Consider the following 23,203-nt stretch of genomic DNA (forward strand, 5'->3'; position numbering starts at 1 on the left):
CACAGGGATTTAAACAATTAGTTTGACCGATCGGTCAGATCGGTTAGTAGTACGCCGATGTCGCCGGCAGGTCCGGGCGAAATCGGGAGGGGATCAACGATGAGACGAGCGGGAAAACGCGTCACCGCGCATCACCTCAGCTCGCCTTTCGCCGGACTGTTCCGGACTTCCAGAATTTTCGCCGCCCTCGGCTGAGGGCGAAAAGGCAGCGCCTGGGATGGTTCGTGCATATCCATCCGGCGGATGCCTTCGCGGGCACTGACGCGGCGACGCGCCACCGATCGAGAGGGAGGGATTGGCAACGTGAAGAGATACTGGTCCGATTACACGAGCGAGGAATTTTCCCGGCTCGACCGCGAAAAGATCGTGGCGGTTCTGCCCGTCGGCGCCACCGAGCAGCACGGCCCTCATTTGCCGCTGTCGGTCGATGCGGCAATCGCCAGCGGCATTGTCGCGGCAACGGTCGAGCGCCTGCCCGAATCGAGCAAGGCGCTGTTCCTCCCAACGCAGCCGATCGGCAAGAGCAATGAGCACGGCCGCTATCCCGGCACGCTGACGTTTTCGGCGCAGACCCTGATCGCCATGTGGTGCGAGATCGGCGACTGCGTGGCCGCCAGCGGCGTGAAGAAGCTTGTGCTTCTCAACAGCCATGGCGGGCAGATCAGCACCATGGACATCGTCGCCCGCGAGCTGCGCATCAAGCACAACATGATGGTGTTTTCGGTCAACTGGTTCGGCCTGGGCATGCCGGAAGGCGTCTACACCGACCATGAGATGCGCCACGGTATTCATGCCGGCGACATGGAAACCTCGGTCATGCTCGAGCTGCATCCCGACCTGGTCAACATGAGCAAGGCGCAGAATTTCGCCACGCTCACCGAGACCTTCGCCCGGGACTTCCAGCACATCTCGCTTTCCGGCGCCAAGCCCGGCTGGCAGATCCAGGACATCAATCCATTTGGCGCGGCCGGCAACGCCGCGGCGGCGACGGCCGAGAAGGGCCGCAAGACCATCGACTTCGCCGCCGACCGCCTTGTCGAACTCCTGGCCGAGGTCGAGCGCGCACCGCTGTCCTGGCTCGACAACAGCCCCGCCTGGTGAGGTGAAAGAATGAACATGGTCGCTACTCCTTCCGCGTCGGCGCAGCCGCTGATCGAGATCGAGAACGTCTACAAGCAATACGGCACCGGCGTCGTCGCGGTCCGCGACATGTCGCTGACCATCGAGCAAGGTCAGTTCGTCAGCTTCCTCGGACCCTCGGGCTGCGGCAAGAGCACAGCACTACGCATGATCGCCGGCCTCTCCGAGGTTTCGGCCGGCAAGATCCACGTCAACGGCCATGCGCCCGGCAATGGCAGCGGCCCGCACGACATCGGCTTCGTCTTCCAGGAGCCGACGCTGATGCCCTGGGCGACCGTGTTCGAAAACGTCTATCTGCCCCTGCGCCTGAGCGGCATGTCGCGCAAAGACGCCGCGCCGCGCATCGAGGAGGTGCTGGCGCAGGTGGGCTTGAGCAAGTTCGCCAAGGCCTATCCGCGCGAGCTGTCGGGCGGCATGAAGATGCGCGTTTCCATCGCCCGCGCGCTGGTGACGCGCCCGCGCCTGCTCTTGATGGATGAGCCGTTCGCCGCACTCGACGAGATGACGCGCTTCAAGCTCAACAACGACGTGTTGCGGCTGTGGCAGGAACATGGGCTGACGGTGATCTTCGTCACCCACAGCGTCTACGAGTCCGTCTACCTGTCGAACCGCGTGGTGGTAATGGCTGCCCGGCCGGGCCGGGTCGTCGCCGACATTGCCGTCCCCGGCGCCTATCCGCGCGCGGAAAACTTCCGCACGACCAAGGAATACACCGACAGCTGCCAAATCGTGTCCGACGCGCTGAACGAGACGCTCGGCACCGACGACATCGATCATTGAAGGCTTGGCCATGAGCACCGAGACCCCCATCCTCAATTCAGAGCAGAACCGCCGCGCCCGCATCGAGCGGCGCAAGGCCGTCATCATGCCGACCCTGGCGATCGCGATTGCGCTTCTCGTCTGGGAAGGCCTGGTTCGCTACTACGAGGTTCCGCACTACCTGATCCCGGCGCCCTCGTTGGTCGCCGAAACGCTCATCAAGGACGGCCCGTCGCTGATGAGCTCCATGCTCTTCACGATCAAGCTGACCATGCTGTCGCTCACATGCGCCATCGTCGGCGGCGTGCTCTTGGGCATGATCTTTGCGCTGTCGCGCACGGTCGAGATGAGCTTCTTCCCCTTCGCGGTCATCCTGCAGGTGACGCCGGTGGTGGCGATCGCGCCGCTGATCCTCATCTATGTGCGCGACACCTTCACCGCCCTCCTGATCTGCGCCTGGATCGTCGCCTTCTTCCCGATCCTGTCGAACACGGTGATCGGCCTGCGCAGCGCCGACCACAATCTGCGCGACCTGTTCAAGCTCTATCAGGCAACGCCGCTGCAGCGCCTGCGCTATCTGCTGGCCCCGAGCGCCCTGCCCTATTTCATGGCAGCGCTGAAGATCGCCGGCGGCCTGTCGCTGATCGGCGCGGTGGTTGCCGAGTTCGTCGCCGGCACCGCCGGCCAGAGCACCGGCCTTGCCTCGCGTATCCTGGAATCGAGCTTCCGCAACGAGATCCCGCGCATGTTCGCCGCGCTGTTGCTGGTGTCGGTGCTGGGCATCGTGATCTTCCTGGCGACCAGCTGGCTGTCGCGCGCCGTCCTCGGCCGCTGGCACGAGAGCGAAATCCGTCGGGAGTCCTGAGCGTGTCCGGCGGGAACGAAACGGTTCGCGACCACGCGATCGCATCGGAACAGCCCTTGCGGCTGTCCGGTGTGAGCCTGCCCGGCCAGCCAGGCCGCTATGATCTCGTCGTCGCAGGCGGCCGGATCGCCGATCTCGTTCCCTCCCGCGATACCAAGGGCGGCGTCGTCACGCCGCTCTTTGCCGACGTGCATGTGCACCTCGACAAGACCTACACCATTTCCCGCATCGGCGCGGAGGCGAACGCCCGGGTCGAGTGCCTGTTCGATGCGATTGCGCTGATGGAGCAGGATCGGCCGAACTGGACGGCGGCCGATATCCGCGCCCGCGCCAGCCTTGCGCTGGAAGCGGCCTATCGGCAGGGCGTCGGCGCCATGCGCACGCATATCGACTGGGTAACACCCGATGTGCCCGAAGCCTGGCCCGTGCTCGTAGAACTGCGGGACGAGTGGAAGGGTCGCATCGACCTCCAGCTGGCGGCACTGATCCATGGCGACGTCGTGCCGGAGGCCGGCGCAGCAATCGCCGCGCGCGTGAAGCAGGACCAGGCCGTCTTCGGCGCTTTCTTCTATCGCAACGCGGATCTCGCGGCGAAAGTCGAGACGATGTTCACGCTGGCGGGCGCCCACGATCTCGACCTCGATTTCCATGTCGATGAAGGGCTCGATGTAGAGGCCGATGGCCTGTCGCTGATCATCGAGGCAACGAGCCGCCACAGTATGGTAGGCCGCGTGCTGTGCGGCCACGCCTGCTCGCTGACGCTGCGCGCCGCCGACGAGCTGGAGCGCACTCTTGCGGCTGGGGCAAAAGCCGGCGTGGCGCTGGTTTCGCTGCCGACCACCAATCTCTATCTGCAGGACCGCGCGACCGGGCGCTCCCCGCGCCTGCGCGGCATCGCCCCGCTGAAGGAGGCGCGAAAGGCCGGCATGACGGTGATGCTCGCCTCCGACAATGTGCGCGACGCCTTCTATCCCTACGGCGATTACGACCCGCTTTCGGTCCTGCGGCTGGCGGCTCCCGCCGGCCATCTCGAGCCCGAAGACTGGCTCGACAGCATCACCACCCTGCCCGCGCGCTGGTGCACAAGCAGCATCGCAACGCCCGTAGCGAAGGGCATGCCGGCAAACTTCGTCTGGCATGCCGCGAACGACCTCGGCGACATGATCAGCCGGCCTCAGGCACAGCGCATCGTCTATCGGGACGGCGAGCCGCTGCCGGCAAGCAACCAAGACTGGAGAAACGCATGAACGTGGCCACCAAGCCAACGCGGGCCTATGACTGGGCGGCCTTCCGCGCCGAGATCGACGGTATCCGCGTCTATGACGATCCCAAGCAGGTGGAACTGCGCTCGCGCGACTATTTCTGGTACAGCCCGATCCTGAGCGAGGACATCGGCCACTTCGTCGGCGATCTGGTGGTGATCCCGAAGGATCAGGACGAAGTCCGGCGCGTGGCGGCCGCGGCGGCGCGGCTGCGCATCCCCATCACCGTGCGCGGCGGCGGCACCGGCAATTACGGCCAGTGCGTGCCGCTCGAAGGCGGCATCATCCTCGACATGACCAAGATCGACCGGGTGCTTTCGATCGAGCCCGGACGGGTGCGCGTAGAAGCCGGCGCCCGCATTGCACGCCTGGACGACGCCGTGCGCGAGACCGGGCAGGAACTGCTCATGTACCCCTCGACGCGCCGCATCGCCACCATCGGCGGCTTCTTCACCGGCGGCTCGGGCGGCATCGGCTCGCTGCGCCATGGCATGCTGCGCGACGACGGCAACATCTATTCGGTCAAGGTGATGACGGTCGAGGAAGAGCCGCAGATCATCGAGCTGCACGGCCGCGACATCCAGAAGGTCCAGCACGCCTACGGCACCAACGGCATCGTGCTGGAGCTCGAGATCGGGCTCACCAAGTCGACCGACTGGGTCCACACCGCCGCACTCTTCGAAAGCTACGACGCCACGCTGCGCTTCTGCCTCAAGGCGCTGGAAGACAGCCTCGACTGCTACCTTCTGACGACGGTCGACCGCCGCTTCGCGCGCTTCTACACCAAGTTCGGCGAACTCTTCCCCTCCGACCGCGACGCCGTCTTTGCGATGATCGCGCCGGACGACATGGCCAAGTTCGAGGCCCTTGTTGCCGAATTCGGCGGCCGCGTTTCCTTCGCCATGACCAAGGAGGAGCTGCACGCCAAGGGCCTGCAGCCGGCTTACGAATGCGGCTGGAACCACACCACGCTGCAGGCACTCAAGGCCGAGCCCGGCTGGACCTACCTTCAGGTGGCCTATGCGCGCCCCTTCGACCCCGAGGTCGTCCGTCGCCAGATGGAACGCTACGGCGACGAGCAGTACATGCACCATGAGATGGCGCGACTGGAGGGCGAGGTGCAGATCTTCGGCCTCCCGCTGGTGCGCTACCACAGCCGCGAAGACACCTACCGGGTCATCCGCGAACTCGAGCAGCTGGACGGCTGCGACATCTACGATCCGCACGCCTACACCATCGAGGACGGCGGCATGAAGCAGATCGACACGGTGCAGATCGACTTCAAGAAACAAGCAGATCCTTTCGGCCTCCTCAATCCGGGGAAGACGCGAGGCTGGACGGCCGAGATGGTCGCCAAAGGCTGAACCTGAAATCAAATGGGAGAAAATTTCAGATGAAGAACTTGCTCGGAGCGGCGATCGCCGCTCTTTCGCTGGCCATGTCGGCGCAGCTCGCGGACGCGGGCGACAAGGTGACTGTGGGAACCAACTGGCTCGCACAGGCCGGCCATGGCGGCTTCTATCAGGCGCTGGCAGACGGCACCTATGAGAAATACGGCCTCGACGTCACCATCGAAATGGGCGGCCCGCAGGTCAACAACCGGCCGATGCTGGCGGCGGGACGGCTCGACTTCCTGCTGACGGGCAACCTGCTTTTGTCCTACCACAACGTCGCCAACAACATCCCGACCACGGTCGTGGCGGCCTTCTACCAGAAGGACCCGCAGGTGCTGATGGCGCATGAAGGCGCCTACAAGGACTTCAACGACCTCATCAACGCGCCGACCATCCTGCTGGCCAAGGACAGCCAGTACGGTTTCTTCCCGTGGCTGGTGCACGACTTCGGCTTCAAGGACGAGCAGATCCGCCCCTATGGCTACAGCCTTGCCCAGTTCCTCGGCGACGAGAAGATGGTTCAGCAGGCCTATGCCACCGCCGAGCCGATCTATGCCGAGAAGCAGGGCGCGAAGGTCACGACCTATCTGCTCGCCGATCACGGCTACAGCACCTATGCCAACACCTTGGAAACCCGCCAGGAACTGATCGACAAGAACCCGGATCTTGTGCAGCGTTTTGTTGACGCGACAATCGTGGGTTGGAATAACTTCCTCTATGGCGATCACAGCAAGGCCTATGAGCTGATCCAGAAGGACAACCCGGACATGAGCGCCGAGACGCTCGACGGCGAGTTGGCGATGCTCAAGAAGCTGGAGCTGATCGACAGCGGGGACACTCTGGAAAAGGGCATCGGCGCCATCTCGATGGATCGGGTCAAGGATTTTTACGAACTGGCGGTCAAGGCCGGCATCGTGACCGGCGACAAGATCGACATTTCGAAGGTCGCCACCGACGCTTTTGTCAACAAGGGCGTTGGCCTCGACATCAAGAAGCAGTTGAATCCGTAATCGATACAACAAGGAAGCGAGGGGCTCACCGGCCCCTCGCCGGAAACGATCTGGCGATGAGTCAAGACAACGCAGAAACTCCAGAGAGTGGCGAGCTGAGCGCGCGCGAGAAGGTTCTCGACCGCCGCCGTCGCATACAGGCAGCCATCAGGGATGCGGCGATCGACGAGTTTGCGAGCAAGGGGCTGATAGGTGCCTCCACGCAGGCCATTGCCCAGCGCGCCGGCCTGACCAAGCCGCAACTGCACTACTACATCTCCAGCAAGGAAGAACTCTACGAGGATATTCTCGTCTACATTCTGGACGAGTGGCAGGAGCTGTTCATCAGCGCCTCGACGGGCGACAACCCGGCTCAGATCATCCGCGCCTACATCCACAAGAAGCTGGAATACGGGCAGAAGAACCCCAAGGCGTCGCGGCTGTTCACCACCGAGATCGCCAATGGCGCGCCATTCCTCAGCCGGCACTGGGCAGAGTACCAGGCCTCGACCCAACAGGCGGTGAAGCTGATCCAGTCATGGGTCGACCAGGGGCTCATCCGACCCGTCGATCCGCTGCTGTTCCAGATGCACATCTGGGCCGTGACCCAGCATTATGCCGACTTCGAGGTCCAGATCCGCAGCTTCATGCAGCTGAGCGACAATGAGGAGCTCGACATGGTGCGCGTCGAGGAGGAGGTGACCGCCCTCTTCCTGCGCGCCTGCGGCCTGCAGTAATCCGCTCTTCAACGACGAAAGATCAACGCCCGGCCCCCAGCCCGGCGCCCCGACATACGCGGCCTAGCCGCCGCGACACGACAAACTGGAATTCGAAAGGCCCATCAATGCCGCGCATCATCTACATCACCCATGACGAGCAGCGCTTCGAGATCGAAGCCGCCAATGGCGCGTCCGTCATGGAAACGGCCGTCCGTGCCGCCGTGCCCGGCATCGAAGCCGAATGCGGCGGCGCCTGCTCCTGCGCCACCTGCCATGTCCATGTCGATCCTGCCTTTGCGGAGATCGTCGGCGAGGCTGGCCCGATGGAAGCCGACATGCTCGACTTCGCCTGGGAGCCGGGTCCGACCTCGCGCCTGTCCTGCCAGCTCAAGGTGAGCGACGAGTTGGACGGCCTCGTGGTGCGCATTCCCGAAAGGCAGGGCTGAGGCGCTGCCTCACCCCTGTCCGTTGGCGCCCTTCAGAGGGCGCGGACGGTGACGAGCCCTTCGTCGGCGACCTGTTCCATCCGGTTGCGCAGCGCCTTTCCGAACACCGGTGCCGAGACCTCGAATTCGTCGCCGGCCTGGGTCGCCACGCCCGAGGCAAAGCTCATGACGGCGGCGCCGAAGAAGTAGGCGTGCAGGTCGCCGGGCCGACGATGCATCGGGTAGCGGAAGTGGTAGTGCTCGAGATTGGCGATCGAGTGCGACATGTGCTTTTCGCCGGAGAGGAATTCTTCCTCCCAGACCACCGCGCCATCGCGGCGGATGCGCGAGGTGCCGCGCACTTCCTCCGGCAACTCGCCGACCAGTAGTTCCGGACCGAACGAGCACGACCGCAATTTGGAATGGGCGAGGTAGAGGTAGTTCTTGGCCTCGGTCACGTGGTCGGAATACTCGTTGCCCAGCGCATAGCCGATACGGAACGGCGCTCCATCCGGCCCGACGAGATAGAGGCCGACGATCTCAGCTTCCTCGGCGCCGGCGAGCGCAAACGCAGGCAGCGGCAGGGCATCACCCGGACGTACGACGCAGGTGCCCACGCCCTTGAAGAACCATTCCGGCTGCACGCCCAGCTGGCCGGGCGCGGGCTTACCGCCGGCGATGCCCATCTTGAAGATCTTCATCGAGTCCGACTCGTCGGCATCGTCGCCATGGGTCAGCTGATGCATCTTGTTGCGTGCGGCCGCACTTCCGATGTGGGTGAGCCCCGTGCCCGTCACCAGCATGCGGCTGGGTTCCGGATGGTCGAGCGGCGGCAGGACCTGGCCGGCCTTCAGAAGCGCATCGTAATCGACGCGCTCTTCCGTCGCCGCCGCACGCGCGAGATCGGCAAGCGGCGTGCCGGTGGCGATGGCGCGATTGGCGAGCTCGAAGACCGTCGACACGCCGGCGAGCGGGTGGAGATGGTTTCCATCCTCGGCGACCAGGCCGACCGCCCTGTTGCCCGCAGCATCGGTATATTGAACGAGACGCATCATATTCCCCTTGTCGTTTTGAAGTCGTTCACACCCAGCCCCCGTCGACGATGAACTGCTGGGACGAGCACATGCGGCTGTCGTCGGCCCCCAGGAACAGCGCCATGCGCGCGATGTCGGGCGCGTAGAGGCGGTCGGGCAGGCACTGGCGCTCCGCGATCTGGCGTTCGCCCTCCGGGTTGAGCCAGAGCCGAACCTGGCGCTCGGTCATCACCCAGCCGGGGATCATGCAATTGACGCGGATGCGCTCCGGGCCGAATTCGCGCGCCAGCGCGCGAGTCATGCCGGTGATCGCTGCCTTGGAGGTGACATAGGCCGGGCAATCGGGATCGCCGACCATCCATGTGATCGAGCCGAAATTGATGATCGAGCCGCCGCCTGCCGCCTTCATATGCGGACGAACGGCCTGCGCGGCGAAGAACTGGTGTCGCACATTGACCGCCATGCGGTCGTCCCAATAGTCGACGCTGACATCCTCGGTGCGGTGACGGTCGTCATTGCCGGCATTGTTGCAGAGCACGCGGATCGGGCCGTTCCGCTCGGCTGCTTCCGCGATTGCCTTGCGCAGGCTTTCGATGTCGCGCAGGTCGCAGGGGATGAAATGCGGTGCCGGATCGCCCTTGGCACCAATGCGCTCCACAAGCCGCCGCGACGGCTCCTCGGCAATGTCGACGAAGGCGACGTGGCTGCCCTGTGCGCAAAAATGCTCGACCAGGCTTTCGCCTATGCCTCTGCCGCCGCCGGTGATGAACACGCTGCGGTCCTTGAGGCTCGGATAGATCGCGCCGTTTTCGATTTCGCCCGTCATAATCGGCCTCAATGGGAGTGGCGGGGGATGCCGGCGTCGCGGCGGCCGACAAGGAAGTCGAAGTCGCAGCCCTGGTCGGCCTGCAACACGCGCTCAACGAACAGGCTCTGATAACCGCCGCCGGAAGGCACAGGTGGAGGTGACCAGTCCTTCCGGCGTGCGGCGAGCTCGCTGTCATCGACCAGCAGTTCGAGCCGCCGCCCGGCGACATCGAGCTCGATCAAATCGCCATCGCGCACCAGGGCCAGCGTGCCGCCGCTCGCCGCCTCGGGTGCGGTGTGAAGAACCACGGTGCCGTAAGCCGTGCCGCTCATGCGGGCGTCGGAAATCCGCACCATATCGGAAACGCCCTGCTTCAGGAGCTTGGCGGGCAGCGCCATGTTGCCCACCTCGGCCATGCCGGGATAGCCGCGCGGCCCGCAGTTCTTGAGCACCATCACGCAGTCGGCGTCGATGTCGAGCTCCGGATCATCAATGCGGGCGTGGTAATCCTCGATGCTCTCGAACACCACGGCGCGGCCGCGATGCTGCATCAGCTTCGGCGTCGCGGCAGACGGCTTTATCACCGCGCCATCAGGCGCGAGATTGCCGCGCAGCACGGCGATGCCGCCATTTTCCGTGAGCGGGCGATCGAGCGGGCGGATCACCTCGGTGTTGTAGTTCGGCGCATCCTTCACGATCTCGCCGATGGTGCCGCCGGCAACTGTTTCGGCATCGCGGTTGAGCAGCCCCGCCTCATCGAGCATGCGCATCACCGTGCGCAGGCCGCCCGCATAGTAAAAATCTTCCATCAGAAAGCGCCCCGAGGGCATCAGGTCGACGATCGTCGGCACGTTGCGGCCGAGCCGGTCCCAGTCCCCAAGGTCGAGATCGACACCGATGCGGCGCGCAATCGCGATCAGATGAATGACCGCATTGGTGGAGCCGCCGATGGCGCCGTTGACACGGATGGCGTTCTCGAAGGCGGCGCGCGTCAGGATACGCGACATCGTCACGTCCTGCTCGACCAGCTCGACGATACGTCGGCCGGCCAGCTGCGCGAGCACACCGCGCCGGGAATCCACTGCGGGGATCGCAGCATTGTCCGGCATGCCGATGCCCAGCGCCTCCACCATGCTTGCCATGGTCGAGGCAGTGCCCATAGTCATGCAGCTGCCGGCCGAACGGCTCTGTCCCTGCTCGGCGGCGAGAAAGTCCTCGATGGACATGCGCCCCGCCTTCACGTCCTCATGGAACTTCCACACATGCGTACCCGAGCCAATGGTCTGGCCACGGAAATTGCCGTTGAGCATCGGCCCGCCGGACACCGCGATGGTGGGCAGGTTGCAGCTTGCGGCACCCATGAGCAGCGCGGGCGTTGTCTTGTCGCAGCCGACCAGCAGGATGACGCCGTCGATCGGATTGCTGCGGATCGATTCCTCGACATCCATGCTGGCGAGGTTGCGGAACAGCATGGCCGTCGGCCGCATGTTGGATTCGCCGAGCGACATGACCGGAAACTCGACCGGCATGCCGCCGGCCTCGTAGACCCCGCGCTTCACATGGTCCGCCAGGTTGCGTAAGTGGGCGTTGCAGGGCGTCAGCTCGGACCAGGTGTTGCAGATGCCGATCACCGGGCGGCCGTCGAACATGTCGTCGGGCAAGCCCTGGTTTTTCATCCAGCTGCGGTACATGAAGGCATTCTTGCCGGCTCCCCCGAACCAGGCGGTCGACCGCAACTTCCTTCGCTCCGACATGCCCGCCCCCGTCGCTATTCGTGTTGGCCGCGCCGCGCCGCAATGGCCCGGCGAACGTCTTCTTCCGCGTCATCGAGCAGCGCGAGCAGCGCCTTGCGCACGCCCTCGCCGTTGCCCGCGGCGATGTTGCTTGCGACCTCGCGATGCAGCGGCATCGAGTGCCGCTGGCCCCGCGGGTTGTCGTTGGACAGGCGAAAGCTCAACAGCAGCGCGGTTTCGATCAGCGCTGCCAGAGAGCCGATCAGCTCATTGCCGGTCATGCGCAATATGGCCTGATGGAAGACGAGGTCGGGCTCTGCAAACCGATCGCCGTCGTCGGCGAATTTTTCCATCTCGGCCAGCACCGCTTCCAACTCGGCAACTTGCTCGGGGGTGGCGCGCTCGGCGGCCAGCGCACCTGCCATCGGCTCGATCGCGCGGCGCAGCTCGAACAGCTCGCGCACGTCCTCGCCGCTGATCGTGCCGGAATAGCGCCAGGCCAGCACATCCGGATCGAGGAAATTCCATTCCGAGCGCGGACGGATCCGCGTGCCGGTCTTTGGCCGCGATTCCACCATGCCCTTGCCGGCGAGCACCTTGATGACCTCGCGCAAGACCGTGCGGCTGACGCCATGCGCCGCGCTCCAGTCATCGGCATTTGGCAGCGGATCGCCCGGCGCGAACTCGCCCCGGACGATGCCGAGGCCAATCTGGTTCAGCACCATTGCGTGCAGGCTTCCCGAGGCCGATCCTGTCGGGCGGGAGGCCATCGCCCTCGCCTGCGCAGCGAGAGAGGGCCAGGACTTTTGTGAGGCTGTTGTATTCTTCATATTATTCATATAATAATTTTTATAGGGGATGAGGGAAGGCGTCAATAGACATGGCAAGCGCGACGCTGGGACTGCACTTGATCGATGACACCGCGCGGGATTGCGCGTTTCCGGCCGCGAGGAGCGGCGCGGAGCCGTGCCTGTATCGATCCACCCAGCCAAAGATCATGCCGAACAATAAGCCCCCTCGCTGGAACCAAGCATGCACGAATGAACCGGGCCGATTGCAGAGGCGAGGCCGCTGACATCAGCGGCAAGGACCCAAGTCCGATGTATTGCGGCTCAACACGAGTGATCAAGGGAGGTTAGTTTAATGGGATTTCTTAGACGACTTCAGCAAATTGCCATGATCGGTTTAGGTGTCGGCCTGATGACATCAGCTGCCCTTGCCGAAAATCTTCGGGTTCTTGCCTGGGACGGCTATGCCGATCAGGACTGGGTCAAGGAATTCACCGACACCACCGGCATCGGCGTGGATGTCGTCTTCATTGGTAGCGATGACGAGATCTGGGCCAAGATCAAGGGCAGCGCCGGCAAGGATTTTGACGTCTTCGCCGTCAACACGGCTCAGCTGCAGCGCTACATCCAGGCCGATCTGGTCGACCCGATCGACGTCGGCCAACTGCCCAACCAGAAGGGTGTGCTGCCGCGTTTCCGCGACCTGGAAGCGGTCGGCGGCGTGACCAGCGGCGGCAAGGTCTACGGCATCCCGTTCTGCTTCGACTCGATCGGCCTCATCTACGACACCGACAAGGTTAAGCCCGCGCCGACATCGATGTCCGTGCTGTGGGACCCAGCCTATCAGGGCAAGGTGCTGGCCTATGACAATGGCGAGCACAACGTGTCCTTCACCGCGCTTACGCTCGGCTACAAGGACCCCTTCCATCTCACCGACGAGCAGATGGCGGCGGTGAAGGAGAAGCTGGTCGGTCTGAAGCACAACGTGCTGACCTTCTACACCACGGCCGACGAGGCCCAGCAGATCTATCAGAACAATGACGTGGCGCTGATCTGGGCCAATTACGGCCAGCAGCAGGTCAAAGCCCTGCAGAAGGTCGGCGCCCATGTCGCCTACGTCAACCCGAGCGAAGGCGCGCTGGCCTGGCTCGACAACTGGGTCATTTCGAAAGGCGTGCGGGACAAGGCAGCCGCCGAAAAGTGGATCGACTTCATGCTGAGCAAGAAGATCGGCGGCGAGCTTTCCGAGCGCACCGGCTTCGGCAACACGGTGACGGAAACCGACAGCGCGAACCCCAACGACAAGCTGGTCTGGCTCCAGCTCGTGGAAGATCCGCTCAAGCGTTCGGATCTGTGGAACGAGGTCAAGGCTGCGCCCTGATGTCCGGGCGCGACTCCCTTCTTCTGTTACGGCGGTCCGGGCTCCCCGGCCGCCGGCAAGGGCCTAGCATGAACGAAAAGTCAGACCTGCTTACACTGCGTTCCGTGTCGAAGTCTTACGGCGCGGTTCCGGTGCTCCACGACGTCAACCTCGCGATCCGCGACGGCGAGTTCCTCACGGTTCTCGGCCCGTCAGGATCGGGCAAGACCACGGTGCTCCGGCTCATCGGCGGGCTGGAGCCGATGACCTCGGGCGAAATCCGGCTCGACGGCCAGGACATAAGCCGCATGCCGATCAACCGGCGACCGTTCAACACCGTCTTTCAGGACTACGCGCTGTTTCCGCACCTGACGGTCGCCGGCAATGTCGGCTACGGGCTTTCCGTCCGCCATGTGCCGCGCAAGGAGATCGCACGGCGGGTGGCCGAAGCGCTGGAGTTGGTGCAGCTGGGCAGCTTTGCCAAGCGCTATCCGACGCAGCTTTCGGGCGGGCAGCGGCAGCGCGTGGCCCTGGCGCGTGCGCTGATCTGCCGGCCGCGCCTCATCCTGCTCGACGAGCCGCTGGCCGCGCTCGATTTGGAGTTGCGCCGGCAAATGCAGGAATTTCTGAAATCCATCCAGCGCGAGATCAAGACCACCTTCCTGTTCGTGACCCACGACCAGGAGGAGGCGATCGGCATGTCGGACCGCATCTGCGTGATGCAGGCCGGCCGCATTCGTCAACTCGGCACGCCGCACGAGCTCTACTACAAGCCGAACTGCGAATTCGTGGCGCGTTTCTTCGGCGAGAACAATCTCGTGCCCGGCACACTCGGCCAGGTTCAGGGCGAGTTGCGCTCCATCGATACCGCCCTCGGACGCCTGATCTGTTCGGTCGCCGGCCAGCCGCATTTGAAGAACGCGCCGGAAGGCGCCTGCGCCTTTGCTATGTTTCGCCCCGAGGCCTTGCACGTCTCGGAAGTGCATGACGGCAAGAACCACTTTTCCGGAAAGATAGTCGACGTCGCCTTTGCCGGCTCTTCGACGGTTGCCATCATCGCTGTGGGCGAGGACAGGTCGGCGCCGCGGCTGCGCATGCGCCTTCCGAGCCGCTTCAGCGGCAGCGCCCTGAGCGCGTCAGAGACGGTGGCGCTGTCGTTTGCACCGCGCGAAGCGCATCTGGTGCTTTCGTGACTGGCACTGGCTCAGCGAGAGCGCCCACCCGGTGGCCGCGGCGGCTGGTGACGCTGCTGGCCTTCGCCATGCCGGTGATCTTCATTCTCGTGCCGCTGGCGATCTTCCTCGGCTACAGCTTCTTCAGCGTCGATCACGGCGAGATCGACTATACGCTGACGGTGGCCAACTATGTGCGTTTCCTGAGTGACCCTATCTTCCTGCCGGTGTTCTGGAACACTTGCGTGCTGTGCCTTTCGGTGGCGATCATCTGCGTGCTGCTGGCCTATCCGGCGGCCTATTTCCTGACCACGCTCAAGGGGCGCTGGCGCTACATGCTGCTGATGCTGCTCATGGTGCCGCTGTTGATGAGCTACGTCATCAAGATCTACGCGATCCGCAGCATTCTCGGCCTCAACGGCTTTCTCAACAAGGCGCTGGTGAGTCTCGGCATTCTGCAGGAGCCGTCCTCGCTGTTCGTGTTCAACATGAATGCGATCCTGCTGACGTTGACCCTACTGCTCATCCCCTTCGCCATCCTGCCGATCTTCCTCACGCTCGAGCGCATCCCGCCGATCCTGCGCCAGGCATCCGACGATCTCGGCGCAAGCGCGGCACAGACTTTCATGCGCGTCACCCTGCCGCTCAGCCTGCCGGGTGTGGCATCCGCTGCCAGCTTCGTCTTCGTGCTGGCGATCGGCGATTTCCTCACGCCGCAGATGGTCGGCGGGGTCAGCGGCTTCACATTCGGCCGCGTGCTCTACAGCCAGTTCGGCACCGCCTACAACTGGCCGTTCGGAGCCGCGCTGTCGGTGGCACTCGCCGCCGTGGTTGTCACCGCGATCCTGCTCGGCGAACGCTTTGGCCGCAATCGGGGAGCTTCGGTATGACCGCCCGGCCCTCCACCATATTTCTGGCTGCGGTCACGGCGCTTGTCGCCGTGCTGCTCTACAGCCCGCTGTTCGTGCCGATCGTGTCGTCGTTCTTCACGGTGGCGCATGGCGAGGTCGTCTGGTCTTCTCCCACAGTTGCGGCCTATGTGTCGCTGGCGGGGAACAAGGAGATCCTGACTGCCCTGCGCGCTACGCTCATCGTCGGCGCCTGCACGGTTCTTTTGTCCGTGGGCGGCGGAACCTTGCTAGCGCTCTATTATCATGGCCGCCGCAGCGGTCGCGGCGCGCTGCAGTTCATCATTTTCCTGCCGTTTCTGATGCCGCCCATCATCAGCGGCCTGGCGCTGCTGATCTTCTTCCGCGAAGTCGGGCTCGAGCGCTCACTGCTGACGGTGGTCATCGGGCACACGGTCTTCGTGCTCGCCATCGTCTACCGCACGGTCCTGACCCGCCTGCAATCGCTGAGCCGCTCGCTGGTGGAGGCGTCCTACGATCTCGGCGCCACCGGCTGGCAAACCTTCTGGCGCGTTCTTATGCCGAATCTGTCGAGCGCCATGGCCGGCGGCGCGATCCTCGCCTTCGCGCTGTCCTTCGACGAAACCATGATCACCATTTTAGTCACCGGCACGCAGAGCACGCTGCCGGTCAGGCTCTGGGCGATGATGCGGCTCGGCTTCTCGCCCGACATCAACGCGCTGGTAGCGCTGATCCTCATCTTCACCGTGCTGCTCTGCGTGCTCGCCGCCCGCGTGCTCATTCCCAAGCAGGTAGCCACGGCGGCGCACTGACCCCCCTCAGGGCCTGATCTCGATCTTGCCTTCGAGCCGCGCGATGTCGAAATCGCTGACCAGAATGTCGACGCGAACGTTCCAGGTGCCCGGAAGCGGCAGCACCAGATCATCGGCCCGCCAGGTACCGTCGCCCGGCTTCATGGCCTTGCGCTTGATCGGCTCGATGCCCGCTGCCGGGTTGGAAAATACGAAGCTCACTTCCTTGGCGTCGAGCGGCCCGAAGTCGCCTGTCATGATGGCTGCAGAGACCGTGACCGGCCCTGCCCGGCCCGGCGCCACGGTAAGATCGGCCATGGCCTTTTCCGTGTGGATATGCGTGGAGGCCGGCTGCGCGGCGGCAATCGCCAGCGCCCTCGGCGGAGGCGTAAAGCGCCAATAGGCAGCTATTGCGAAGACCATCAAGACGATCGCCGTCTCTGCGGCAATGGAGCGGACGAGATCGCGAACGGCTTGGGCATCGCCCGCTTCCGAGGGCCTGGTCAGCCGCCAGCGATTGATCGCGGCCAGTCCGAACAGCAAGACCAGAAGCGCGAGCTTGACGAGCAAGACGCTGCCGTAGGCCGTGTCGAGGAGCGCTTGCGGCGCCTGCACCTGAATGACGGCAAGCGCGGTGCCTGCGACCAAGAGAACTACCACGGCAAACGGAATGCAGGCGGAGAAGCGCCGAAGAGCCGTCACGCTGCCCGCATCGCCCGCCCGGAGGCTAAGGCCGAGCGGCAGCAGGGCGCCCGTCCAGATGGCGATTGTGGAAGCGTGGAGGAACACCGACGGACGCGTCAGCCATTGCGGCTCGGCGGCACTCGCATGACCGCTAAGGCTGAGCGCCAGCGCACCGGCCAGAAGGCCCGCCAACGCCAGCCAACGCGAGATGGCCTCCGAGCGCGCAAGCAGTGCAAGACCCGACAGGATAATTGCGCCGATCATGACGACCACCGTCCTGCCGAAGCTGGTGCCCATACCGGTTGACCATATGACCGGATCGAAGAAGCGCGAGACAGGCGCGCCGAGCGCGTCAAGTCCCTGGAAACCGGCCGAAGCGATGGTTCCAAGAAGCCCGATGCCAAGCGCCAAACCGGCCAGCGTCGTGCCAGCCCGCGACCCAACCAGGAACCAGCGGAACGCGAAGACGCCGCCGATGCCGATGAAAAGGCCAATATAGAGCGCGACTTTGGTGAGCCAGAGGCCGCTGCGCACCTGCCAGTCCACCAGTTCAGGCACGGGCGGCGGTGCGGCGCTTGCCTCCCCGATCGAGAAAACGACGGAACCGCCAACCGGATGACCGTCTTCGGAGACGACGCGCCAGGACAGTATGTGCGTGCCGCGCTTGAGATCTGTCGGAGCTTCGATGTCGAGGGTGCGGTCGCGCAAGACGAATTTGTCGAGTGACAGGGAAGTGCCGTCGGGCTTGATCAGTTGCAGCGAGATCGGCGACACCGGCTCGCTGAAAGTGAGCGCATAGCGGGCTGGCGGCGCATCGACCACGGCCCCGTCCTGCGGCTCGGTCGCCGTCAGGGAAGCATGGGCGGCCGCCACCGAAGCCAGGCCCAGCCATAGCAGAATGGCGAGCGCAAGCTTGCGCATGTCGAAGCCAATATTGGTCATGCGAAACCCTGCCATGATCCGATCTCCCCGTCCCCAAAGGGAGGCCGACGCTATACGCGCCGGCCCTTGTTGTCGTCAGTGGCCAGCGGCCTTTTCCAGAAGCTTCACGCCGGGAGCCGGCAGTTCCAGATCGTCCGAGGTCTGTCCAGCCGCAGGGATCTCGATCCAGCGCTCAACGGCGCCTTCCGGGCATTCCTGGACGATCGGGAAGTACAGCGTTTCGCCGGCCTTCAGGTCGGGCGTGAGGAAGGCGCGCAGGACGAATTCATCATACTCGTCGTCGCCCAGATTGCCGCCGCTCCAGATGATTTCCTTGACGCCTTCGCTGGTCGGAGTGCCGTAGTAGTCATAGGTCTTGCCGTAGGGGGCACGCACCTTCTCGAGCTTCCAGCCGGCCTTCGGCTGCGGCTTGACCGAAATCACGCCTTCGGGGATCTGCACGCGCACGACATTGGTCGACTTGCCGTCGCATCCGTGCGGCACGCGGAACACCGCCTTGTAGGTCGAGCCGACCGGCGCTTCCTTGCCCTCCAGCGTAACATGGGCCATGGCGGCCGTGCTTCCGAGCGTGAGCAGCGCGGTCGCGGCAATGAGTTTCTTGAACATTTTTTCTCTCTCCATAGGGATTAGGTGCCCCGGCATGGGGCGTTCAGCCGAGTGGCGTTCTCGCCAATCGGAATTTCGTGGGATGGGATGCGAGGGCAGTGCCCGGCGTTTAGCCGTTCACCAGCCTTTCGAGCTTCGCCAGCCGGACCTTCGAGTCTTCTTCATAGGAGATGACCCCGCTGAAGCGGCCTTCCGCGTCCATGAGATAGACCGACGCCGTGTGGTCCATCGTGTAGTCGCCGCCGTCGGTCGGAACCTTCTTCGAATAGACTCGATAGGCCTTGCCAACGGCATCGATCGCTTCCTGGCTTCCGGTCAATCCGATGATGCGCGGATCGAACGACTTGAGGTAGCGGGACATGAACTCGGGTGTGTCCCTCTCCGGGTCGACGCTGACGAAGAGCACCTTGAGCTTGTCGGCCTTGTCGCCCAACGCCTTCAGCGCCTCCGACATTTCCCAAAGCGTCGTCGGACAGACTTCCGGACAGTGGGTGAAGCCGAAGAACACGGCGAAGGGGGATCCCTTGAGATCCTCGTTCGACAGCGGCTTGCCGTCCTGCGTGGTCAGCTTGAACGGCCCGCCGATCTCGACAACGGCCGACTGCTGCTCCCGCAAGGGGCTGTTCGGGCTAAGCAGATACACCGTGCCCGCGCCCAGCAGCACAGCGCCGGCGGCAATCGCCACCAGCGCCGCGCGCCCCGATTTCGCAGCCATGTCAGCCCCCGTGGCCGCTGTGATCGTTTTCGCCGCCCATGTCGCCGACGGAAAACTCCACATCAACATTGCCGGCCTTCTCGAAGGTCAGCGTGGCCTTGAATGACTCACCCTTCTTGGGCGCCTGCTTCAGGTCCATGAACATGATGTGGTACGCGCCGGGCTTGAGCTCGACTTCGCCACCGGCCGGAATCTCGACGCCATTGGGAACCTGACGCATGGTCATGACGCCATTGGCGTCGACGGCCATCTCATGGACCTCCGACTTGCCGGCAATCTCGCTGGTGATCGAAACGAGCCGGTCGGCCGTCGAGCCGTCGTTCTTGAGGGTAAGGTAACCCGCCGCCACCTTCGCGCCCGCCGGGATGGCGCGCGACCAGGGATGAACGATCTCGATATCGCCGGCCTTGAACTCATGCGCCCACAGCGAATGAGACATTGCAAAGAGCAAGGCGATTGCGAGGGCGAGGATGCCCAGACGCTCTTCGAGCGAGCGGGAACGGTTGAATGGATAGGCGACGGCGCGCGCGAAACTGCGTGAATTTGAATGCATTGTAGTGCTCCTGATTGGCGCCCGTTGCCGCAGGTCGGCAGGTCAGGCGCGCATTGACGGATATGCGAAAGCAGGCGCCGCGAATGGCGGCGTGCTTCAGGCCATCAATGGAGGAGCGCGGGGACGTCCGGGGTCGTGATCCAGTCTGGAGGCAGGGCTGCCTTCAAAGTGCGCCGGCAGGCTGACGGAAACGGACCTGGCCGGCTTGGCGACGAAAGCGGCAGTGCGGTCAATGGCGGCAACCGGCGCGAACATGCTGCACGCAACGGTGCAGCAGTCCGGCATATTTTTATGGTCCTTGCCAGCGGGGCTCTCGCCCTTGCTGTCCATTCCTGACGAGCAGATCGGATTGCCGAAGGCGTCGAGCTGCAGCGAGTTCGAACTCGCGCCGAGCGCGAGGGCACCTACCGCTGACTGCAGGACGAGCAGATAGGCGGCGACAAGCGCAACAAGAATGTTCCAACCTTTATGTCGGAAGTTGCACACGCGCCTCGTCTCCCTTCGCTCCCGCTTTAACAGCTGGAATACCCATTGGAAAGGTCAAGGCTGCGGACACCGCCGCCAGAATTTCGCGTCCGACGCGGCTGCGCGCCGCTTTGTCGCGCCCTGCGGCGCGAAGGGGTGCCGGGCAATACGCAAGACAACGTGACCTGACCGCGCCTAGACTTTTGCCAGCCTGACAATATCTGCATCCTCTGGGTGCGATTTATTGCGAAACTGCCCTTCAAATCCACATTGAACGGGAATGCCGGACCTTCGTCGCACTCCGACTGCGCAACGGCGGTTCGGCATCATGCCTGGACTGCGGAGCGGAATCTTCATGTCCGACAGCACGATCGACGATGAGGTTGCCGAAAAGCCGCACGCCGAGCAGGGCAACCAGCAGCCGAAACCGGACGAGACACCCGCCGACAGCGGCGCGGCCACCGGCGAGGATGCAGAAGGTGTGGCGCGACGCAGGCGGCGGCGTCCCTGGGTATTCACCATAGGCCTGATCGTCCTGGCCCTGCTGATTGCGGGCGGCTACTACTATTACCTGTCGACCTGGAACGTCGAAAGCACGGACGACGCCTATACGGACGGTCGCGTCGTTTCCATCGCGCCGCAGGTCTCGGGCGTGGTGGTGTCGCTGGACGTGACCGACAACCAGTTCGTGAATGCGGGCGACCCGCTCATTCACATCGATCCGCGCCAATATGAAAACGACCGCGAGTTGGCCGAGGGCGCGCTGGTAACGGCGAAAGCCCAATATCAAGGCCAGCAACTCGGCGCCGAGATCGCTCGCAAGAACTTTCCCGCCCTGCTCGACCAGGCCAAGGCACAGCTGGCAAGCGCCAACGCAGCACTCGCCAAGGCGCAGGCCGACTTCAACCGACAGGCCAGCCTGTCCAAGCAGGCTACCTCCCAGCAGGAAGTGGATGCCGCCAAGGCCGCGCTGAAGCAGGCGCAGGCCCAGGTTGCCCTCGCCAACGCGCAGACAGTCCAAAACTCTCCCGTTCCGCAGCGCATCGGTGAGACGGATGCGCAGGTCGGACAGCTTCAGGGGCAGGTCGAGCAGGCGCAGGCGCGCCTCGATCAAGCGAACCTCAACCTGTCCTGGACGGTCGTCAACGCGCCGCAGAGCGGTTGGGGGACGAAGCGCAACGTGGAAAAGGGCAACTTCGTCGCCGCCGGCCAGCAGATCATGTCCATCGTGACGCCCGATGTCTGGATCACGGCCAACTTCAAGGAATCCCAGCTGGCCGACATGCGCCCGGGACAAAAGGTGCAGATCAGCGTGGACGCCTATCCCTCGCTCGACCTGCGCGGCCATGTCGACAGCATCCAGCTCGGCTCGGGCTCGAAGTTCACGGCCTTCCCGCCGGAAAACGCTACCGGCAATTTCGTCAAGGTGGTGCAGCGCGTGCCGGTCAAGATCGTCATCGACAGCGGCCTCGATCCTAAGGTGCCGCTGCCGCTCGGCATCTCGGTCGTGCCGACGGTGACGGTAAGATGAGCAGCGCCGAGGCCACCCTGCCCGCGGCCGGCGCAGCCTGGAAGCCTCGCTCCAATCCGTGGCTGGTCGCCATCGTCGTCACCATCGCCGCCTTCATGGAAGTGCTCGACACGACGATCGTCAATGTCGCCCTGCCCCACATCGCCGGCAGCCTCTCGTCGAGCAGCGATGAAGCGACCTGGGCGCTGACCTCCTATCTGGTCGCCAACGGCATCGTGCTGACGATCTCGGGCTGGCTCAGCGACCTGTTCGGCCGCAAGCGCTACTTCCTGATCTGCATATCGATGTTCACGGTCACGTCGTTCCTCTGCGGCATCGCCGACAGCCTGCCGCAACTCATCATCTTCCGCCTCGCCCAGGGTTTCTTCGGCGGCGGACTCCAGCCCACGCAACAGGCGATCATCCTCGACTCGTTTCCGCCGGAGAAGCAGGGAGCTGCCTTCGGCGTGGCGGCAATTGCCATCGTCGTAGCCCCGGTGCTGGGCCCCACGCTCGGCGGCTACATCACCGACGTGGTGTCATGGCGCTGGATATTCTTCCTCAACGTGCCGATCGGCATCATGGCCGTGTTCTTCGTATCGATTCTGGTCGAGGATCCGCCCTGGGTAGCGAATGTGAAGCCGCGCCGTGTCGACTATATCGGCCTTGGGCTCATCATCATCGGTCTCGGCTCTTTGCAGATCATGATGGATCGCGGCGAGGACGCAGGCTGGTTCGACTCGAACTTCATCAAGCTGATGGCCCTGCTCGCATTCGTCGGCATCTTGAGCGCCATCGGATGGCTGCTGATAGCTCCCCACCCTATCGTCAGGCTCTCGGTGTTCAAGGATCGTAACTTCGCCCCCGGCTGCCTGATGATCGGGGCAACGGGCGCGCTTCTCTATGCGAGCGCGGTGCTGATACCCCAGCTTGCCCAGCAGACCCTCAACTACACGGCGACATGGGCCGGCCTCGTGCTTTCACCCGGAGGCGTTGCCGTCATTCTGCTGATCCCGGTGATCAGCCGGCTGATGAATATGATCCAGACGCGCTACGTCATCGCCATCGGCTTCACGGTCATGGGGTTTGCGCTCTACTATGCGAGCGGTCTCGCGCCCAACATCGATTTCCGCACGCTGGTGATCATGCGGGTGTTCCAGTCGGCGGCACTCGCCTTCCTGTTCGTGCCGATCAGCACCATCACCTACCAGACGCTGCCGCGGGAGCTGCGAGGCGACGGCGCGGCGATGTTTTCCATGTTCCGCAACGTGTTCGGCTCCATCGGCATTTCGCTTGCGACGGCCGAGGTCACGCAACGAACGCAGATAAACCAGTCATATCTGTCGAAATGGGCGACCCCGAGCCACCAGCCGTTCCAGGATCTGATCGATACTTACGAGCAGGCGCTTCGAGCCATGGGCAAGGTGGGCACCGTGGCTCACGACATGGCGGTCGGGCACGTTTATCAACAGTTTCGTATACAGGCCGTTGTACTGGCCTATTCCAACGTGTTCTTCTACTGCGCGATAGTTGCATTCATCACGATTCCATTCTGCTTTCTTCTGTCGCCGGGCAAACCCGGAGAAGGAGCTCCTGGCGGAATGCACTGACGGGGGGCGG

The 23,203-nt window shown here is 63.9% G+C and carries 23 protein-coding genes; 14 read left to right on the forward strand and 9 right to left on the reverse strand.

The features are described 5' to 3' along the window. The first annotated feature begins 303 nt into the window (after positions 1-303). From C7I85_RS12310 to C7I85_RS12345, 8 genes are all read left to right on the forward strand, one after another. Positions 304-1,101 carry a creatininase family protein gene (locus C7I85_RS12310; RefSeq protein WP_106724288.1) on the forward strand — a complete coding sequence of 266 codons (798 nt, stop codon included), beginning with the start codon at positions 304-306 and terminating at the stop codon, positions 1,099-1,101. 9 nt (positions 1,102-1,110) lie between these two features. After that, the gene (locus C7I85_RS12315) at positions 1,111-1,920 is read left to right on the forward strand and encodes an ABC transporter ATP-binding protein (protein ID WP_181257163.1); all 810 of its coding nucleotides are present in this window, start codon (positions 1,111-1,113) and stop codon (positions 1,918-1,920) included. Positions 1,921-1,930: 10 nt separating this feature from the next. Then, the gene (locus C7I85_RS12320) at positions 1,931-2,764 is read left to right on the forward strand and encodes an ABC transporter permease (RefSeq protein ID WP_106724289.1); all 834 of its coding nucleotides are present in this window, start codon (positions 1,931-1,933) and stop codon (positions 2,762-2,764) included. 2 nt (positions 2,765-2,766) lie between these two features. Next, complete coding sequence (locus C7I85_RS12325) at positions 2,767-4,011, forward strand: amidohydrolase family protein (RefSeq protein ID WP_245444913.1); 1,245 nt, start codon at positions 2,767-2,769, stop codon at positions 4,009-4,011. Further along, positions 4,008-5,390 carry an FAD-binding oxidoreductase gene (locus C7I85_RS12330; protein ID WP_106724290.1) on the forward strand — a complete coding sequence of 461 codons (1,383 nt, stop codon included), beginning with the start codon at positions 4,008-4,010 and terminating at the stop codon, positions 5,388-5,390. The genes C7I85_RS12325 and C7I85_RS12330 overlap by 4 nt, the downstream gene beginning before the upstream one ends. Positions 5,391-5,419: 29 nt before the next feature. Next, positions 5,420-6,430 carry an ABC transporter substrate-binding protein gene (locus C7I85_RS12335; protein ID WP_106724291.1) on the forward strand — a complete coding sequence of 337 codons (1,011 nt, stop codon included), beginning with the start codon at positions 5,420-5,422 and terminating at the stop codon, positions 6,428-6,430. A 56-nt stretch (positions 6,431-6,486) separates the two neighbouring features. Beyond that, positions 6,487-7,146 (forward strand): TetR family transcriptional regulator C-terminal domain-containing protein, encoded by a 660-nt coding sequence (locus tag C7I85_RS12340; protein ID WP_106724292.1) that lies wholly within the window; start codon positions 6,487-6,489, stop codon positions 7,144-7,146. 107 nt (positions 7,147-7,253) lie between these two features. Next, positions 7,254-7,574, forward strand: a complete 321-nt coding sequence (locus tag C7I85_RS12345) for a 2Fe-2S iron-sulfur cluster-binding protein (protein WP_106724293.1) — start codon at positions 7,254-7,256, stop codon at positions 7,572-7,574. Between the two features lie 32 nt (positions 7,575-7,606). Here the strand turns inward: C7I85_RS12345 and araD1 are convergent, their stop codons facing one another. The 4 genes from araD1 to C7I85_RS12365 are packed head-to-tail and all read right to left on the reverse strand — an operon-like array spanning position 7,607 to position 11,898. Continuing rightward, complete coding sequence (gene araD1 / locus C7I85_RS12350; protein WP_280954358.1) at positions 7,607-8,608, reverse strand: AraD1 family protein; 1,002 nt, start codon at positions 8,606-8,608, stop codon at positions 7,607-7,609. A gap of 25 nt (positions 8,609-8,633) precedes the next feature. Then, positions 8,634-9,413: an SDR family NAD(P)-dependent oxidoreductase gene (locus C7I85_RS12355; RefSeq protein WP_106724295.1), complete on the reverse strand. Its 780-nt coding sequence runs from the start codon at positions 9,411-9,413 to the stop codon at positions 8,634-8,636. Positions 9,414-9,421: 8 nt separating this feature from the next. Next, positions 9,422-11,149, reverse strand: coding sequence for an IlvD/Edd family dehydratase (locus tag C7I85_RS12360; protein ID WP_106724296.1), 1,728 nt, complete (start codon positions 11,147-11,149; stop codon positions 9,422-9,424). A 14-nt stretch (positions 11,150-11,163) separates the two neighbouring features. Beyond that, a complete protein-coding gene (locus C7I85_RS12365) occupies positions 11,164-11,898 on the reverse strand; it encodes a FadR/GntR family transcriptional regulator (protein ID WP_245444914.1) in 735 nt (244 codons plus the stop codon). 430 nt (positions 11,899-12,328) lie between these two features. Here C7I85_RS12365 and C7I85_RS12370 point away from each other — a divergent pair, with 430 nt between their 5' ends. The 4 genes from C7I85_RS12370 (at position 12,329) to C7I85_RS12385 (ending at position 16,129) form a co-directional block, all read left to right on the forward strand. Then, positions 12,329-13,297, forward strand: a complete 969-nt coding sequence (locus C7I85_RS12370; protein ID WP_245444915.1) for an ABC transporter substrate-binding protein — start codon at positions 12,329-12,331, stop codon at positions 13,295-13,297. Between the two features lie 68 nt (positions 13,298-13,365). Then, a complete protein-coding gene (locus tag C7I85_RS12375; RefSeq protein ID WP_106724299.1) occupies positions 13,366-14,469 on the forward strand; it encodes an ABC transporter ATP-binding protein in 1,104 nt (367 codons plus the stop codon). Between the two features lie 47 nt (positions 14,470-14,516). Further along, the gene (locus tag C7I85_RS12380) at positions 14,517-15,338 is read left to right on the forward strand and encodes an ABC transporter permease (RefSeq protein WP_245444916.1); all 822 of its coding nucleotides are present in this window, start codon (positions 14,517-14,519) and stop codon (positions 15,336-15,338) included. Next, the gene (locus C7I85_RS12385; RefSeq protein ID WP_106724301.1) at positions 15,335-16,129 is read left to right on the forward strand and encodes an ABC transporter permease; all 795 of its coding nucleotides are present in this window, start codon (positions 15,335-15,337) and stop codon (positions 16,127-16,129) included. Before C7I85_RS12380 ends, C7I85_RS12385 begins: the two co-directional genes overlap by 4 nt. A 6-nt stretch (positions 16,130-16,135) precedes the next feature. Here C7I85_RS12385 and C7I85_RS12390 read toward each other — a convergent pair whose 3' ends face one another. The 5 genes from C7I85_RS12390 to C7I85_RS12410 all read right to left on the reverse strand — a co-directional run bounded on the left by C7I85_RS12390 (position 16,136) and on the right by C7I85_RS12410 (position 20,094). Then, positions 16,136-17,749 (reverse strand): CopD family protein, encoded by a 1,614-nt coding sequence (locus C7I85_RS12390; RefSeq protein ID WP_106724302.1) that lies wholly within the window; start codon positions 17,747-17,749, stop codon positions 16,136-16,138. A gap of 60 nt (positions 17,750-17,809) precedes the next feature. Beyond that, positions 17,810-18,340, reverse strand: coding sequence for a YcnI family protein (locus tag C7I85_RS12395; RefSeq protein WP_106724303.1), 531 nt, complete (start codon positions 18,338-18,340; stop codon positions 17,810-17,812). A 109-nt stretch (positions 18,341-18,449) separates the two neighbouring features. After that, a complete protein-coding gene (locus C7I85_RS12400; RefSeq protein WP_106724304.1) occupies positions 18,450-19,055 on the reverse strand; it encodes an SCO family protein in 606 nt (201 codons plus the stop codon). Position 19,056: 1 nt separating this feature from the next. After that, positions 19,057-19,608: a copper chaperone PCu(A)C gene (locus C7I85_RS12405; RefSeq protein ID WP_106724305.1), complete on the reverse strand. Its 552-nt coding sequence runs from the start codon at positions 19,606-19,608 to the stop codon at positions 19,057-19,059. A 96-nt stretch (positions 19,609-19,704) separates the two neighbouring features. Continuing rightward, positions 19,705-20,094, reverse strand: coding sequence for a DUF2946 family protein (locus C7I85_RS12410; RefSeq protein WP_106724306.1), 390 nt, complete (start codon positions 20,092-20,094; stop codon positions 19,705-19,707). Between the two features lie 334 nt (positions 20,095-20,428). Between C7I85_RS12410 and C7I85_RS12415 the strand changes: the two genes are divergently transcribed. Both C7I85_RS12415 and C7I85_RS12420 read left to right on the forward strand, forming a co-directional pair. Then, a complete protein-coding gene (locus tag C7I85_RS12415) occupies positions 20,429-21,604 on the forward strand; it encodes an HlyD family secretion protein (RefSeq protein WP_106724466.1) in 1,176 nt (391 codons plus the stop codon). Beyond that, on the forward strand, positions 21,601-23,193 hold the full coding sequence (locus C7I85_RS12420) for a DHA2 family efflux MFS transporter permease subunit (protein WP_106724307.1): 1,593 nt from the start codon (positions 21,601-21,603) through the stop codon (positions 23,191-23,193). Before C7I85_RS12415 ends, C7I85_RS12420 begins: the two co-directional genes overlap by 4 nt. The last annotated feature ends 10 nt before the right edge of the window (positions 23,194-23,203 follow it).

Origin of the sequence: Pseudaminobacter soli (ex Li et al. 2025), from assembly GCF_003012705.1 — a bacterium.
Lineage (GTDB): Bacteria > Pseudomonadota > Alphaproteobacteria > Rhizobiales > Rhizobiaceae > Pseudaminobacter > Pseudaminobacter soli.